13 protein-coding genes are annotated in these 14270 nt (G+C 70.7%); 9 read left to right on the forward strand and 4 right to left on the reverse strand.

Annotation, left to right across the window (positions count from 1 at the left end; all coding sequences use genetic code 11):
* Nucleotides 1-7 precede the first annotated feature (7 nt).
* From ACEXOR_RS15990 to ACEXOR_RS16010, 5 genes are all read left to right on the forward strand, one after another.
* Nucleotides 8-331, forward strand: coding sequence for a lycopene cyclase domain-containing protein (locus ACEXOR_RS15990; RefSeq protein WP_374850718.1), 324 nt, complete (start codon nucleotides 8-10; stop codon nucleotides 329-331).
* Nucleotides 328-666, forward strand: coding sequence for a lycopene cyclase domain-containing protein (locus ACEXOR_RS15995; protein WP_374850719.1), 339 nt, complete (start codon nucleotides 328-330; stop codon nucleotides 664-666). The genes ACEXOR_RS15990 and ACEXOR_RS15995 overlap by 4 nt, the downstream gene beginning before the upstream one ends.
* A complete protein-coding gene (locus tag ACEXOR_RS16000) occupies nucleotides 663-1523 on the forward strand; it encodes a prenyltransferase (RefSeq protein ID WP_374850720.1) in 861 nt (286 codons plus the stop codon). The genes ACEXOR_RS15995 and ACEXOR_RS16000 overlap by 4 nt, the downstream gene beginning before the upstream one ends.
* A 40-nt stretch (nucleotides 1524-1563) precedes the next feature.
* Nucleotides 1564-2925, forward strand: a complete 1362-nt coding sequence (locus ACEXOR_RS16005) for an SGNH/GDSL hydrolase family protein (RefSeq protein WP_374850721.1) — start codon at nucleotides 1564-1566, stop codon at nucleotides 2923-2925.
* A 103-nt stretch (nucleotides 2926-3028) separates the two neighbouring features.
* The gene (locus tag ACEXOR_RS16010) at nucleotides 3029-3712 is read left to right on the forward strand and encodes a DUF3800 domain-containing protein (protein WP_374850722.1); all 684 of its coding nucleotides are present in this window, start codon (nucleotides 3029-3031) and stop codon (nucleotides 3710-3712) included.
* An 80-nt stretch (nucleotides 3713-3792) separates the two neighbouring features.
* On the opposite strand, the gene ACEXOR_RS16015 is transcribed toward ACEXOR_RS16010, so the two are convergent.
* Nucleotides 3793-4881, reverse strand: a complete 1089-nt coding sequence (locus ACEXOR_RS16015; protein ID WP_374850723.1) for a helix-turn-helix transcriptional regulator — start codon at nucleotides 4879-4881, stop codon at nucleotides 3793-3795.
* Between the two features lie 107 nt (nucleotides 4882-4988).
* On the opposite strand from ACEXOR_RS16015, the gene ACEXOR_RS16020 reads away from it, so the two are divergent.
* From ACEXOR_RS16020 to ACEXOR_RS16030, 3 genes are all read left to right on the forward strand, one after another.
* Nucleotides 4989-5435 carry a VOC family protein gene (locus tag ACEXOR_RS16020; protein ID WP_374850724.1) on the forward strand — a complete coding sequence of 149 codons (447 nt, stop codon included), beginning with the start codon at nucleotides 4989-4991 and terminating at the stop codon, nucleotides 5433-5435.
* 73 nt (nucleotides 5436-5508) lie between these two features.
* Nucleotides 5509-6858 carry an APC family permease gene (locus ACEXOR_RS16025; protein WP_374850725.1) on the forward strand — a complete coding sequence of 450 codons (1350 nt, stop codon included), beginning with the start codon at nucleotides 5509-5511 and terminating at the stop codon, nucleotides 6856-6858.
* Between the two features lie 293 nt (nucleotides 6859-7151).
* Nucleotides 7152-8507 carry an HNH endonuclease signature motif containing protein gene (locus ACEXOR_RS16030; protein ID WP_374850726.1) on the forward strand — a complete coding sequence of 452 codons (1356 nt, stop codon included), beginning with the start codon at nucleotides 7152-7154 and terminating at the stop codon, nucleotides 8505-8507.
* Nucleotides 8508-8754: 247 nt separating this feature from the next.
* Here ACEXOR_RS16030 and ACEXOR_RS16035 read toward each other — a convergent pair whose 3' ends face one another.
* The 3 genes from ACEXOR_RS16035 to ACEXOR_RS16045 all read right to left on the reverse strand — a co-directional run bounded on the left by ACEXOR_RS16035 (nucleotide 8755) and on the right by ACEXOR_RS16045 (nucleotide 13206).
* Nucleotides 8755-10470 (reverse strand): beta strand repeat-containing protein, encoded by a 1716-nt coding sequence (locus tag ACEXOR_RS16035; RefSeq protein WP_374850727.1) that lies wholly within the window; start codon nucleotides 10468-10470, stop codon nucleotides 8755-8757.
* A gap of 91 nt (nucleotides 10471-10561) precedes the next feature.
* A complete protein-coding gene (locus ACEXOR_RS16040; protein WP_374850728.1) occupies nucleotides 10562-11896 on the reverse strand; it encodes a hypothetical protein in 1335 nt (444 codons plus the stop codon).
* Between the two features lie 335 nt (nucleotides 11897-12231).
* Nucleotides 12232-13206: a sigma-70 family RNA polymerase sigma factor gene (locus ACEXOR_RS16045; RefSeq protein WP_374850729.1), complete on the reverse strand. Its 975-nt coding sequence runs from the start codon at nucleotides 13204-13206 to the stop codon at nucleotides 12232-12234.
* A 295-nt stretch (nucleotides 13207-13501) separates the two neighbouring features.
* Here ACEXOR_RS16045 and ACEXOR_RS16050 point away from each other — a divergent pair, with 295 nt between their 5' ends.
* Nucleotides 13502-14194, forward strand: a complete 693-nt coding sequence (locus ACEXOR_RS16050) for a hypothetical protein (protein WP_374850731.1) — start codon at nucleotides 13502-13504, stop codon at nucleotides 14192-14194.
* The last annotated feature ends 76 nt before the right edge of the window (nucleotides 14195-14270 follow it).

The raw sequence follows: 14270 nt of genomic DNA on the forward strand, positions 1-14270 counted from the left end.
GTGGGCCATGGGCATCCTGTATCTCGTCGCCCTGCTGGTGTCGCTCACCGGCATGGTGGTGCTCGACCGGCGGTTCGGGCTGTTCTTCTTCGACCGGCCGGGCCGGGCCGCCGTGGTGCTCGTGACGGGTGTGCTGTTCTTCGTGGTGTGGGACCTGCTGGGCATCGGCCTGGGCATCTTCTTCCGCGGCGAGACGTCGTTCATGACGGGCCTGCAGCTCGCTCCCGAGCTGCCGCTGGAGGAGATCTTCTTCTTGACGCTGCTGTGCTACCTCACGATGAACGTGTTCCGCGGCGCGCAGCTGCTGCTCGCCAGGCGGGCGGCGGCGTGACGTACTGGGCGCTCAACGCGGTGTTCCTCGGGGTGGTGGCGGTGGTGGGCCTCACCGCGATCGTGGTGCTGCGGCGCCGGCCGACGGATGCGCGGGGCGGCCGGCTGGGCGCGTTCGGCCTCACGCTGGCCGTGCTGCTGCTGCTCACCGCCGTGTTCGACAACGTGATGATCGGGGTGGGGCTGGTGGGCTACGACGAGACGCGCATCTCGGGGGCGTTCATCGGCATCGCGCCGCTGGAGGACTTCGCCTACGCCGTGGCCGCCGTAGTGCTGCTGCCCGCGCTGTGGCTGCTGCTCGGCGCGCGGCGGACGGATGCAGGAGGCCGGTCGTGATCACACAGCTGCTCGTGTCGTCGCGCCCGCTCTCGTGGGTGAACACCGCCTTCCCGTTCGCGGCGGGCTACCTCATGGTCACCCGCGAGGTCGACCTGGTGTTCGTGCTGGGCACCCTCTACTTCCTGATTCCCTACAACCTCGCCATGTACGGCATCAACGACGTGTTCGACTACGAGTCCGATCTGCGCAACCCGCGCAAGGGCGGCGTGGAGGGTGCGGTGCTCGACCGCTCGCTGCACAAGGTCACGCTGTGGGCCGTGGTGATCACGAACGTGCCGTTCCTGATCTACCTGGTGGCGGTGGGGTCACCGCTGTCGTGGCTCGTGCTGGCCGTGAGCATCTTCGCCGTGATCGCCTACAGCGCGAAGGGGCTGCGGTTCAAGGAGCGGCCCTTCCTCGACTCGCTCACGTCGTCGACGCACTTCGTGAGCCCGGCGGTCTACGGCCTCGTTCTGGCCGGTGCCGTGTTCACGCCGGCCCTCTGGGCCGTGCTCGGCGCCTTCTTCCTCTGGGGCATCGCCAGCCACGCCTTCGGTGCCGTGCAAGACATCGTGGCCGATCGCGAGGGCGGCATCTCCTCGATCGCCACCGTGATCGGCGGGCGGGCCACGGTGCGCTTCGCCTTCGCGTGCTACGTGCTCGCCGGGGTGCTGCTGCTGTTCAGCGCGTGGCCCGGGCCCATCGCGGCGGTGCTCGCCCTGCCCTACGCGCTCAGCGTGCTGCCGTACTGGTCGGTGCGCGACGAGGATGCCGAGACCGCCAACACGGGCTGGAAGCGGTTTCTCTGGTTCAACTTCTTCAGCGGGTTCGTGGTGACCATGCTGCTGATCTGGACCTGGTTCCTCACGACCTGACCCGCGCATCCGGTGCCGGCGTTCTGCCTACACTCGAGTGATGGAACACCCATCGGCCCGCGACCGCCTTCGCGGCGAGCGGCGCACGAGGGCTCTGCTCGCCGTCGCGGCCGTGAGTGCCGCCGTGGCGATCGTGGCCACCGGGGTGTCGGTGTGGGCGGTCACGACCGAGCCGGTGGCCGCACCCACGGTCGCGGCGGAGGGGCCGGGCCCGTCGGGGCTCACCCTGCACCGTCAGGCCGGCAGCCCGGAGCGCACCGTCGACTACAGCTTCGGGCACACCATCGGCAGCACGGTGCCGAGCCCCGACGCGCGGTTGGATGCGAGCATGCGGGTGCCGTTCGAGCTGGGCGCGGCGGCCACGGCCTTCCGGGTGCACCTGCGCAATTGGCGGTTCGACACCGAGGAGGTGTTCACGGCGCCGGTCACCGTGACGGGGCTGGCCGTCGGCGCCCAGGAGCCCGCAGCGCCCGGGGGAGAGGCGGCCTCGGCCGACGCGGACGGGGTGGGCCCGCCGGCCATAACGAGCCTCACGGGCAGTCTCTCGAGCGGCGCCGTGGCCATCGCGGACACGAGGAACCTGCCCGCCGAAGGGCTCGTGACCGACTGGATCCTGCCGGAGCAGCTCGAGCTCGAGGCGCACACGAGCTACCTCCTGGCCGTCGGATTCACGACGCCGGCCGGGTCGACGCTGGCGACCACTCCGGGGCTGTCGTGGATCGACGCGGATGCCGGGTCGGGGCGCGCGGCCGATGCGGGCGTGGTGGGCACGCCGCGATCGTCGAGCTACTTCGACGTCTGGATCGAGTACCGGGTGGCGGCCGAGGTGCCCGTGCTGGTGAGCGTCGGGCACTCCCTCAACGCGCCGGGCAGCTACGACGAGACGGCGTTCCCCACGCGGGGGCAGCAGACGGCGTGGCCGCAGCAGTGGGCGCTGTCGAACGACGCCGCGGCGATCACCTTCGCCTCCCCGGGGGCCCAGACGCCCGTGTTCACCCCCACCGCCCAGAAGTGGAACGAGTACGGCGACATCGACCCTGACGTCGTGACGCTGTGGACGGCCTCGAACGACATCGCGCACGGTCGGCCGCTCGGTGACATCCAGCGCGACTGGTCGGCCATCCTCTCGCGCGTGCGGCAGCTCTGGCCGGAGGCGCGGGTGTACGCGATGACCGAACCGCCGCGCGGCCTCACCGGCGGCGCTGAGCAGACGCGACTGGACTGGAACGCGTGGCTCGCGCTGGTGCCGCCGGGGGTGGATCGCGTGATCGACGCCGACTACGCGCTGCGCGACCCGGCTTCGCCATCTCGGTTGCGGGCTGACGTCGACGCCGACGGCATCCACTTCAGCGCCCGCGGGCACTCGCTGATCGCGGGCTTGGTACCGGTGCCGCGCCGCTAAGGCGCCGTCGCGGCCTCTGCTACGGTCTTCTCGGGGCGGCAAGGGAAGGCTTCGACAGTGATGCCGTGCGCGGGAGGCTTCGATGCCTCGCAACCTTGATCGAATGATCTACGTCGATGACTCCGGTCATCCGCAGTCGGGCACAGCCGTCTACGGCTGGATCGAGTTCTCTCCCGATCACTGGGCCGGGGTGCTGAAGGCGTGGCTCGACACCCGCAAGATGCTCTGGCGGGAATTCGGAGTCCCCGTCGTGCGTGAACTCCATACGACCGACTACGTCAACGGACGCGGCCGCATCGCGAAACGGGTGCCCGACCGGCACGTTCACGACGGCCAGGAGCACTGGAAGGATTTCGGTCGCGAAGTAGCCACGGTTTGCCTTGATACGCTGCGATCCATCGAAGGTCTCACCGTCGGTGCCGTCTGGCGGACGGGCGCGGCGGCAGACCTCGGGCGAACCCGGCAGGAAGCGTACGCCGCACTGGTCACCCGGTTCGAGGCCGAGCTCACCGATACGAACTCGCTGGCGATCGTGTTCATGGACGGCGACGGCAGCGACACCTCGTACCGATCCACCCACCGGGGGCTTAGCCTTGCCAGCCGCAACGTCGTCGAAGACGCCGTGCACCTCGAATCGCGTACCTCGCAACTCGTCCAGATGGCCGACCTGGTCGCCTGGAGCGCCAATGCCTTCGTCGATCACTACCCGAAGAACGAGTTCGCGCGCGATTGGTACACGACACATCTCTCCGAGCGCGACAGGCATCGGGTTCCTCAGATGATCTGACGGGTTAAACAGCTAGACCCCCTGATCCACAAGTGCGGGGGGGTCTGCGGAACCGAGTCTACCGCGTAACCCGCGGACGTCTACTCCGGAGTTGCAGCGGCGGCTCGGGCGCGGGCGGACTGGGCGGCGAAGGCCGCGCGCAGGGCCGCCGGTTGCACGTCCTGCAGGTCGGCGTCGAAGCGGAGCATGGTGGCGGCCAGTGCCGCCCATGACCAGGCGCCGAGCCGGATGCGGGTGCGCCCGTCGGGCAGCTCCTCCGCCAGGCCGTCGCCCGCGAACGGCGCCACGTCGCGGATCGGCAGCGACACGACGGCCTCGCCCACGCACGCCCAGGCGTCGACGGCCGACGAGCCCTTGAAGCGGGCGGAGAGGAAGCTGCCCGCGTCGCTCCCGGGCACCGTGCGCGGCACGAACCCGCGGCCGTTGTGCGTGAGCGGGTGCAGGCGGTCGACCCGGTACGTGCGCCAGTCGTCGTGCTCGGGGGAGAAGCCGATGAGGTACCAGCGGCCGGAGTGCAGCACGAGGTGATGGGGCTCGACGCGACGCGGGGCGCGGGGTGCCCGCCCATCCGTGGGGCTGCCGGGTGGAGGCGTGGAGGGGGAGTCGTAGTCGAAGCGCACCTCCTCGTGCGCGCGGACGGCGGCGGAGAGCCGGAGCAGTACGCCTGCGTCGGCCTGCGGGTGGGAGGCATCAGCCCCCGGCGAGGCAATGCCCGGCGCGACGGTGCCGGGCGCGACAATGCCCGGCGCGACGGTGCCGGGCCCGCCGGAGTGCGACACCGTGAGCTCGAGGTGCTCGATGCGGTGCGCGAGCCGCGAAGGCAGCAGGCCGGTGACGAGGGTGAGCGCGCGCTCCGCGTCGTGCTCGATGCCGAGGCCGAGCGACGCCGCGGAGCGCAGGGCGATGGCGAGCGCCACGGCCTGCTCGTCGTCGAAGAGCAGGGGCGGCAGTTCGGAGCCGGCGCGCAGGCGGTAGCCGCCATCCGGACCCCGCGTGGCGGCGATGGCGTAGTCGAGCTCGCGCAGGCGGTCGATGTCGCGCCGAACGGTGCGCTCACTCACCTCGAGCCGGTCGGCCAGGATGCGCGCCGGCCAGTCGCGCCGCGATTGCAGCAGCGACAGCAGCGAGAGCAGGCGCTGCGAGGTGGTGGGGGCGGCGTTCGTGGGCATGAGTCAATGATGCCGCCGGTAGCGGCCGATCCCTGTCCGCATCACCCGGAAGGGTCGACGTATCGGAGCCGGAAGCGGTTCGGCTCCTTCGACCGAGAGAAGACCTCATGTCTGTCACCACCGTCACCCACCTCAACTTCACCGGCCAGGCCCGGGCGGCCCTCGAGTTCTATGCGGGGGTCGTCGGCGGCGAGGCCGTCGTTCGCACGTACGCCGACTTCGGCATGCCGGCGGGGCTCCCGGATGCCGACAAGGTGGTCTGGGGTCAGGTGGTCGCCGGGAGCGGGTTCACCGTGATGGCCTACGACATCCCGGGCGCGTCACCCGCCGCCGGCACCCCCGAGGTGCGCCGCGAGAACGGGCTCACCGTCACCGACCAGCCCTTCTTCATCTCGCTGCAGGGTGCGTCGTTGCAGGAGTTGACGGCGATCTGGGAGGGCCTCGCCGAGGGCGCGACCGTGGTGGAGCCGCTCGCCGCCTCGGACTTCTCGGCCGGGTTCGGGATGCTCACCGACCGGTTCGGGGTGACCTGGGCGGTGAGCGTGTTCGGCTGAGGTGCGGTGGTCGGCGGCTCGGGTGAGGGGTAGGCAGGCGTAGGCGTTCACGTCGGTTCGGTACTCTCACCGGGTGACTGAGCCCGCCGCCGAACCGGCACCCGACGCCGTGGGCGCGGGGGCGGCAGCGAGCAACGCGGGCGGCGCCTCGCTCGACCGGCGGCTCGGTCTCGGCGACGCCGTGGTGATCGGGCTGGCCGCCATGATCGGCGCGGGAATCTTCTCCGCCCTGGCCCCGGCCGCCGGTGCCGCCGGGCCGCTCCTGCTCGTCGCCCTGCTCGTGGCCGCGGTCGTCGCGTTCGCGAACGCCGCCTCATCGGCGCAGCTCGCCGCTCAGTACCCCTCTGCCGGGGGAACCTACGTCTACGGCCGCGAACGCCTGGGGGAGTGGTGGGGCTTCGCCGCGGGGTGGTGCTTCGTGATCGGCAAGACCGCGAGCTGCGCGGCGATGGCGCTCGCGTTCGCCGCATACGCGGTTCCGCCCGAGTGGGCCAAGCCCGTCGCGGCGCTCGCCGTGGTGGCGCTCGTGGTCGTGAACTCCTTCGGCATCACGCGCACGGCCCGGCTCGCCCGGGTGCTCGTGACGGCCGTGCTGGTGGTGCTCGCCGTGGTGGCCGCCTCGGGCGCGGTGCCGCTGCTCGTGACCGGTGCGGCTTCAGGGGCCGGCGCATCCGTCGCCCACCCCGGGCCCGACGACGTGGGCCTCTACGGGGTGCTTCAGGGTGCAGGGCTGCTGTTCTTCGCCTTCGCGGGCTATGCGCGCATCGCCACGCTCGGCGAGGAGGTGCGTGAGCCGGCCCGCACGATTCCGCGGGCGATCGCCGTCTCGTTCGCCATCGCGCTGGTGCTGTACGCGGTGATCGCGGGAGTCGCTCTGGGTGCGCTGACCCCCGCGGGGCTGGCGGCATCCGTCGACCCGCTCGCAGCCACCGTCACGGCCAACGGCTGGCCGTGGGCGGCACCGCTGGTTCGGGTGGGCGCTGCGCTGGCGTGCCTGGGGGCGCTGCTGGCCCTCGTGGCCGGAGTGGGGCGAACCACGCTCGCGATGGCGCGCGAGGGTGACCTGCCGCGGGCGCTGGCAGCGGTGCATCCGCGCTACCGCGTGCCGCGTCGGGCCGAGCTGGTGCTGGGGGTGGTGGTGGTGCTGCTCGTGCTGACGGTCGATCTGCGGGGCGCGATCGGCTTCTCGTCGTTCGGGGTGCTGCTGTACTACTTCGTGGCGAACGTCGCGGCGTTCACCCAGACGCCGGATGCCCGGCGGTACCCGAGATGGCTGGCGCTCGTCGGGGTGGCAGGCTGCGTGGTGCTGGTGGTGACGCTGCCGGTGGGGGCTGTGTTGGCGGGGGTGGTCGTGGTGGGGGCGGGGCTCGTGGGGCGGGCGGTGGTGCTCGGGGTGCGGCGGCAGCGGCGGGGCGCGGCCTGAGCTGAGATTGCGGGAGCCCGATCGCGGTCTCGAAATCGGCGGGTGATCTCTCGAACGCAACCGCATCCATCTCGGGCAAGCGCGGAGCGCGCGGCAGTCCCGGTCGGGTCTCGGGAGCCTGGTGTTCCGGGTGTGGTGTGCTGCCGCGCGCTTCGCGCTTGCCCTCGATGACCGTGGCCGGGTCGGGCGGATGTCGGCCGGTTGTGGTAGCGCGGGAACGACGGAGAATCATTGTCTGATCTGGTGTTTTGATTGATTCTCGGGTGCCGCTGCGATACAATTGAGGCACGCTCATGAACCAGTCTGTTGCTTTCACCCCCGTTCCGTCCGATCCCACCGCTGGTGGGACTCGGGAGTCGATGCTGCGCGGCATCGGAGCGGATGCGGACGAGGTCGCGATCATCCAACGCGAGCAGGCGATGTTGGATGCGCGGGCGGTGGTTCGGTTGGCGGCGGCGGCACGGAAAGCGAACTGGGTCGCCGGGTTGCCGGGTGGGTCGTTGCAGCATGCGCGTCGGTCGTTGGTCGCGGAGGTCGCAACCACGTTGCGCATTCCGGAACGCACCGCCGCGCAGCGAATCGATGACGCGGAGATGCTGTGCGACTTCCTGCCCGCCACCCTCGAGGCGTTGGGGCGGGGTGAGATCACGTATCGGCATGCGCAGGCGGTGGTGCGGCAGGCCCGCACCCTCCCCGAAGAGGCTCGCGCCGAGTTCGAAACTATTGCCCTGGTGAACGCGGAGTCCCAGACCCCCACCCAACTGTCCACCCATGCCCGGAACCTGCGGGAGAGGATGCATCCGGACTCGATCGATACCCGCCACCGCGAAGCCCGAGACGAACGGGGCGTGTGGGTGGAGAAGGAACTCGACGGCATGGCCACGCTGGTGTGTCACCTGCCCGCCGTGTCAGCACTCGCGATCGACGACACGTTGGACCAGCTCGCCCGGTCGCTTCGCGCACCCGACGAAGCCCGCACTCACGCGCAGCTCCGCGCCGACAGCCTCACCGACCTCCTCCTGGATCGGGACGGCGAAACCGCCACCCGAGCCCGGGGGATCACGGCGAACATCGCCGTCACCGTCCCCGTCCTCACCCTCCTGGGTCGCTCGGATGAGGCGGGGGAGCTGCAGGGGTATGGGCCGATCGATACCGACACCGCCCGCCGCCTGGTCGCCGGGGCGCCGTCGGTTCTGCGGATCCTGACCGACCCGGCCACCGGCACCCGATTCACGGTCGGCCGGGAACGCTACAAAGTCCCGGCCGATCTTCGTGCGGCGGTGATCATGGATGACCAGACCTGCCGGTTTCCGGGCTGCACCCGAGACGCCGCCCGATGCGATCTGGACCACACCGTCGATTGGGCCAACGGTGGTCACACCAGCCTGGACAACCTCGCCGCGCTATGCCGAAGGCATCACACGCTGAAACACCAAACCGACTGGCAAGTCACCGGCGGGGAGGGCCGAGCGTTGCACTGGACGTCACCCTCCGGTGCCCGCCACACCACCACACCACCCGACCAGCTGCTCACCCATGCCTCGGCGCCCACGGCGCACGCACCTGGCCGCCGAGAGGCACCTGCTTCACAGCGGTCGACGCGCATCCCGGGAATCAGCCGACCCCTCCCCGACACCCCACCCTTCTAGGTGGGGCCAGATTCCGCTCGGGCACCGGACCAACTGCCCGCGAACGCCATCTGATCACGTCGGCGAGCTCAGGCCGCGCAGCGGTGCGGCGGTGTATCTCGCGTTCGGTCTCGGCAGGCCTACCTCGGGCGCTCCGTGGGCAGGCCGAAGCGGGGCACCGTGGTGGGGCGCCCCGCTCAGCTTCTGTGCCGGGTGTTCCGAGGTGAGCAGGTACCGATGGGGTTCCTGCTCGGTGCCTATCCGGTGGTCACTCGGTGCGAGCCGATCGGCGGGCGATCAGGCTCAGGGCGAGGCCCGCCAGCAGCAGCAGTGCGAGCCCGGCGATCAGCGGAAGCGGGGTCGCTCCCGTGAGGGCCAGCGTGCCGTCAGCGGTGACGCTTCCGGCACCGACTGCGGTGCGGGTGGAGCCGGCCACCACGGTGGTGCCGGGGGTGGTGGTGCCGGTGCCGGGCGTCGCCGGGGCTCCGGGATCAGCCGGGGTGCCGGGCGTTCCCGGGGTGCCGGGGGTTCCGGGCGTTCCCGGGGTGCCGGGGGTTCCGGGCGTTCCCGGGGTGCCGGGGGTGCCGGGCGTGCCGGGGGTCACCGTGGTGTCGGAGCCATCCGTGGTGCAGTCGCCGATCACGCAGACCGCGTTGCCACCGACGGTGATCGGGAGGCCGATCACCGGGATGACCTGGTTGCCGCCGCCGACGGAGTCGCCTCCGTCGGTCACCGGGCCGCCGATCGTGCCGCCGGTGCCGGTGGTGACGTCGGAGTCGGTCGACTCGGCGTCACCGATGACCGTGATTCCGTTGCCGCCGGCCGTGACGGGGACGCCGATCACCGGGATGACCTGGTTGCCACCGGCGATGCCGTCGGATCCGTCTGTGGTGGCCGGTGCGCCGGTTCCGGTGGTGCCGGTGGTGCCGGTGATGTCGGATCCGTCGGAGGTGGCGTCACCGATGACCGTGATTCCGTTGCCGCCGGCCGTGACGGGGACGCCGATCACCGGGATGACCTGGTTGCCACCGGCGATGGAGCCGGAGCCGTCCGTCTCCGGTGCGCCGACCGAGCCGCCCGCGGTTCCGGTGGTGACGTCGGAGTCGCTGGACTCCGCGTCGCCGATGACCGCGATGCCGTTGCCACCGACGGTGATCGGGACTCCGATGACCGGGGCGATCTGATTGCCACCCAGAACGCTGTCGGAGCCGTCGGTCTCCGGCGTGCCGGTGCCGGTGCCGGTGGGCGTGGTGCCCGCCGGGCTGCCGGTGCCGGTGGTGACGTCGGATCCGTCAGAGCTGGCGTCGCCGATCACGGCGATGCCGTTGCCGCCGATGGTCACCGGGGCCGACACATCGATGGGCAGCTGGTTGCCGCCCGCGATGCTGTCGTCACCCGAGGTGGTTCCGCCGTCGGCCGCCGACGAGCCGCCGTCGGTCGTTGCGGTCGACGATCCCGTCGACGACGAATCGCCGATCACCGAGATGCCGTTGCCGCCGATGGTGATCGGCACGTCGACGTCGATCGGAATCTGGTTGCCGCCGGCGACGCTCTCTTCGCCCGAGGTCTCCGCCGGAGCCGGAGCCGGGGCCGGTGCATCCGTCGTCTCCGACTCGGAACCCGTCGACGACGAGTCGCCGATGACGGAGACGCCGTTGCCGCCCACCGTGATGGGGATGTCGACATCGATCACCGCCTGGTTGCCGCCCAGCAGCGAATCGGCGCCATCCGTCGACACCGCCACCGGAGCCGCCGACTCGGCCGGAGCCGAGGTCGACGAACCCGACGACGACGAGTCGCCGACGATCGAGATGCCGTTGCCCGACAGATCGATCGGAAGATCGACCTGCACGATGGCCTGGTTGCCGGCGGCGATCGCGTCGCTGCCGTCTGTTTCTGCGGCGTTCGCGACGCCGGCACCGATGACACACAGGCCACCGGTCACGAGAACTGTCCACAGTCCTCGGGATACGAACGTGTTCATGAGAAAACCTCTCCACAATTTGAATGAGTGAATGCGCTCCCCGAGCAGGGGAGACGTCGAACCGTGCCCGCACCGTGCGGGAGGGGTTCACTCAGTCAGGAGAGATGTCGGTGTCGAACACCGGGGAGCCGGGCAGATCATCGTCTGCCGCCAGGCCGCAAAGAGCGGTCGCGACCGTCGCGGAGAACGCCGCGTCGGTGAGGTCCGAGCCCAGTGCCGCACCGCCCCCGGCAGAGCCTGCGCTCCCAGAGGAGCTCGAGGAGGGGGCGGGAAGGGCGCCGCCGACGCCGCCGAACGGTGCGGGTGCACCGGGGGCGTGGCCGAGAGGCGAGTCCGAGGGGGTGGCGACGGATGCCGGTGCACCGGTTTCCCCGGCGGAGACGTCAGCCGAACCCGCGCCCGACCCGGTCTCCGACGAGAAGGCGAGCGGCCAGTATCCGGCACCGGCCGCGCTCGTGGCGACGTCTGCTGCGCGCAGCGACGACGTGTCGCCTCGAGGGCTGCCCACCGCATCGCCGGGGAGGGTCGCACCGGCCGGGGCGGAGTCGTCACCGGCACCGCCGGGTGCCGGGAGGGCGGGCTGCGGAAGCGTCGGCAGGCCGGGAACGGGAAGCCCAGAGCCTCCGTCGGTACCGCCCGCCACACCATCGCCGACGCCCGTGACGACGGGAACCACGGGGGCGATCACACCATCCGTCACCGTGTCGACCACGGGGGCCACGTCGGCTACCGCGTCGCCGACCGAACCGAGGGCTTCATCGACGGCACCGGCGACCGGACCGGTCAGGCCGCCCACAGGCGAGTCGCCGAGTGCCGGAGCGAGAACGGTCAGGCCACCCACCACGCCGTCGACAGCGCCGGCGACCGGCTCGACGACCGAGCTCACCGAAGCCGAGCCGAGAGCGCCGTCGACAGCGCCGGCCAGATCGGTGGTCACGGCCGGAACGATGTCGACGACCACGGGAACGGCTCCGGCTGCAGTGTCGACGACGGCAGCCACGGGCTCGGTGACGGGAGCTGGGAGCACGTCGCCCACCGGGGCGACGGCGCTCTCCGTCACGGTCTGCACGACGTCGGCGACCGGCGGCAGCACTGCCTCCGTCACGGGCGCCGCTGCGGCCGGAACCGTGGGGTCGACCACCGAGGTGGCGACGTCGACCGTGCTCGCCACGGCATCCGCCGCCGCGCCGCCCAGCGATCCCACGGTGTCAGCGGCCGAACCGAGCAGGTCAGTGGTCGATCCGAGCAGCGAGGCATCCGACGAGGCATCCGACGACGGTTGCGGCGCCTCGCCGGCAGAGGCGGTGCCTGCGCCGAAGAGGAGTCCGGCCGCGACCCAGGCTCCGGCGAGCCCGGCGGCGCCGAGCCCGATCCGGAGGGCGCGGGACTGGGAGGTGTGCGTGGATCGCTCGTCGGCGGACTCCATTGCACCCACCTCCCCTGGCTTCATTCGTCGGCTGTCTTCGACTGTCGGCTGGCTTTGGTCATCAGCTGGCTCCGACCGTCGGCCGGGGTCGCTGAAGCTGGTTGGAGACCAACTTTCTCCGCCGACGGCACGCCGTCAAGGAGCTCGCGCTCCCGATTGTGCTACCGGTGTTGATCTCAGTGCGGCCTCAGTAGTCGTCTCAGTAGTGCCCTTCAGTAGTCGAGCGCGACCAGGGCACCGACCTCCGGAGGAGGGAGCCGATCCGGAAACGACAGAACGCCCGCCCCCGAAGGGGCGGGCGTTCAGACCAGGAAGGAAGGAGAGCGGAGAACCGATCAGGCGATCAGGTAGTCGTGCAGCGACTCGTCGCGCAGCATTCCGAGCGCCCGGCGCTGGATCTGACGCGCACGCTCGCGGGACACCCCGAGCACGTCGCCGATCTGGTCGAACGACATCGGGTCTTCACCGTCGAGCCCGAAGCGCATGCACACCACGCGGGCCTCGCGAGGGGGCAGCGTGGCGAGCGCCACCGACAGGTCGTGGTGCTGCAGCGACGCAGCAGCGGCGTCGAACGGCTGAGCCTGGGTGGTGTCTTCGATCAGGTCGCCGAGCTCGGCGTCGTCGTCGCCCACCGGCGTGTGGATGGAGACGGTGTCGCGACCGTGGCGGATGAGCTCCTGCACCTTGGCGGGCGGCAGGTCGACTGCCGCGGCCACCTCGTCGATGGAGGGCTCGCGGCCGAGCTCGATCATCAGCCGGCGCTGCATACGGGTGATCGAGGAGATCTTCTCCGAGGTGTGCACGGGGATGCGGATGATGCGTCCGCTGTCGGCCAGCGCGCGGTTGATGGACTGCTTGATCCACCAGGAGCCGTACGTCGAGAACTTGAAGCCGGCCTGGTAGTCGAACTTCTCGACCGCACGCACGAGGCCGATGTTGCCTTCCTGGATCAGGTCGAGGAAGGGCAGTCCACGCTCGAGGTAGCGCTTCGCGATCGACACCACGAGGCGCAGGTTCGCCTGGATGAGCTGACGCTTCGCCGCCTGGCCGTCACGGGCGAGCCACTGCAGCTCCCGCTTGTAGCCCGCATCCAGCAGCGGGTTCTCGGCGAGCTTGGCGTCGGCGAGAACGCCCACCTCGATGCGGCGGCCGAGGTCGACCTCGTCCTCGGCGGTGAGGAGGGCGGTGCGCCCGATCTGCCGGAGGTAGTCCTTCACGGGGTCTTCTGACGCTCCACGGATGTCGGTGAGTCGAGCGCGTGGCTCGGACTCGTCGAGCTCTGGTGTGGTCGTGACTGGTGAGCGTGACATGTTCATCTCCGTATCTCCTTCGACTACTCCACGTGCAGCGCTACAGCTCGTGATCGTGCGTGTCGCACTGGACTTTCCTGGTGGTATCGGCAGGCTATCCCCGCGATGCATGTGCCCCCTAATGGGGTCGAGGGGGGTTGACAACCGCACTTTTTCCTGTCAAGTATCTAGTTCGTCTAACTTCTCGTCTGTCAGATGTTAAGTCAAGTGGTTATCCGGAAGGCGTTGTCGCGTCGCCTACCATTGACCTGGTGGCGCGACCCTCGCGCGGGAGAGACAAGCGGGAGACAGGCCGATGAGCAGCAGGACGACGCGCGTCGTTCGTGGCCTCTCGGCTGCCGCCGTCGCCGTGTTCCTGGCCGCGTTCTCGCACGTCGTGGCGGGCGGCGGCGCACCCGGACAGGCGGGCGCAGCTCTCGCCCTCGCGTTCTCGGCCCTGGTCTGCATCGGCCTGAGCGGCCGCACCCTGTCGGTACCGCGGTTGGCCGGCGCAGTGCTGATCAGCCAATTCGCCTTCCACCTGCTCTTCGAGGTCGGCTCGGGTGAGGGGTCGGGGCTCACCGTGGCCGTTCAGCATCACCAGGGTCACTCGCTCACCACCCTGGTTCCGGATGCGGTCACCGGCTCGGCCGATCAACTCGCCACCGTCGCCTCCCACTCCCACCTCGCGGGCCTGATGTGGATCTCGCACGCCGTGGCCGCCGTGGTGACGATCGCGCTGCTCGCTCGCGGCGAGCTCGTGCTTCGCCGGCTGCTGGCGCTCAGCCGCACCCGGCTGGAGGTGTCGCTCGGCCGGCTCATCCGTCGATCGATCGCGACGCTGTCGCTGATCGGTACCGTGCAGGTCGTCGAGAATTCATCTGCGCGTCACCGCCGCCGGGTCTTCGGCGAGCGGGTCGCCCCGGTCATCCGCGAGTGGATGCTCGCTCTCGGCAGCCTCGGGCACCGGGGGCCGCCGCGGCTGATCGCCGCGCATCCGACTCCCTGATCCTGTCGCCCTGAAGGCGTGGGGGGGAGCGGACGCGCGCCTCCGCACCCATACCCCTTCAACTGACGACCGACAG

Source organism: Herbiconiux liangxiaofengii, assembly GCF_041927335.1.
Taxonomy (GTDB): domain Bacteria; phylum Actinomycetota; class Actinomycetes; order Actinomycetales; family Microbacteriaceae; genus Herbiconiux; species Herbiconiux liangxiaofengii.

Excerpts from the sequence above, each read along its gene's own strand:
- ACEXOR_RS15990 (WP_374850718.1), top strand. The coding sequence starts at position 8 with ATGGGCATCCTGTATCTCGTCGCCCTGCTGGTGTCGCTCACCGGCATG.
- ACEXOR_RS16005 (WP_374850721.1), top strand. The coding sequence starts at position 1,564 with ATGGAACACCCATCGGCCCGCGACCGCCTTCGCGGCGAGCGGCGCACG.
- ACEXOR_RS16010 (WP_374850722.1), top strand. The coding sequence starts at position 3,029 with ATGATCTACGTCGATGACTCCGGTCATCCGCAGTCGGGCACAGCCGTC.
- ACEXOR_RS16015 (WP_374850723.1), bottom strand. The coding sequence starts at position 4,881 with ATGCCCACGAACGCCGCCCCCACCACCTCGCAGCGCCTGCTCTCGCTG.
- ACEXOR_RS16020 (WP_374850724.1), top strand. The coding sequence starts at position 4,989 with ATGTCTGTCACCACCGTCACCCACCTCAACTTCACCGGCCAGGCCCGG.
- ACEXOR_RS16030 (WP_374850726.1), top strand. The coding sequence starts at position 7,152 with ATGAACCAGTCTGTTGCTTTCACCCCCGTTCCGTCCGATCCCACCGCT.
- ACEXOR_RS16035 (WP_374850727.1), bottom strand. The coding sequence starts at position 10,470 with ATGAACACGTTCGTATCCCGAGGACTGTGGACAGTTCTCGTGACCGGT.
- ACEXOR_RS16040 (WP_374850728.1), bottom strand. The coding sequence starts at position 11,896 with ATGGAGTCCGCCGACGAGCGATCCACGCACACCTCCCAGTCCCGCGCC.
- ACEXOR_RS16045 (WP_374850729.1), bottom strand. The coding sequence starts at position 13,206 with ATGTCACGCTCACCAGTCACGACCACACCAGAGCTCGACGAGTCCGAG.
- ACEXOR_RS16050 (WP_374850731.1), top strand. The coding sequence starts at position 13,502 with ATGAGCAGCAGGACGACGCGCGTCGTTCGTGGCCTCTCGGCTGCCGCC.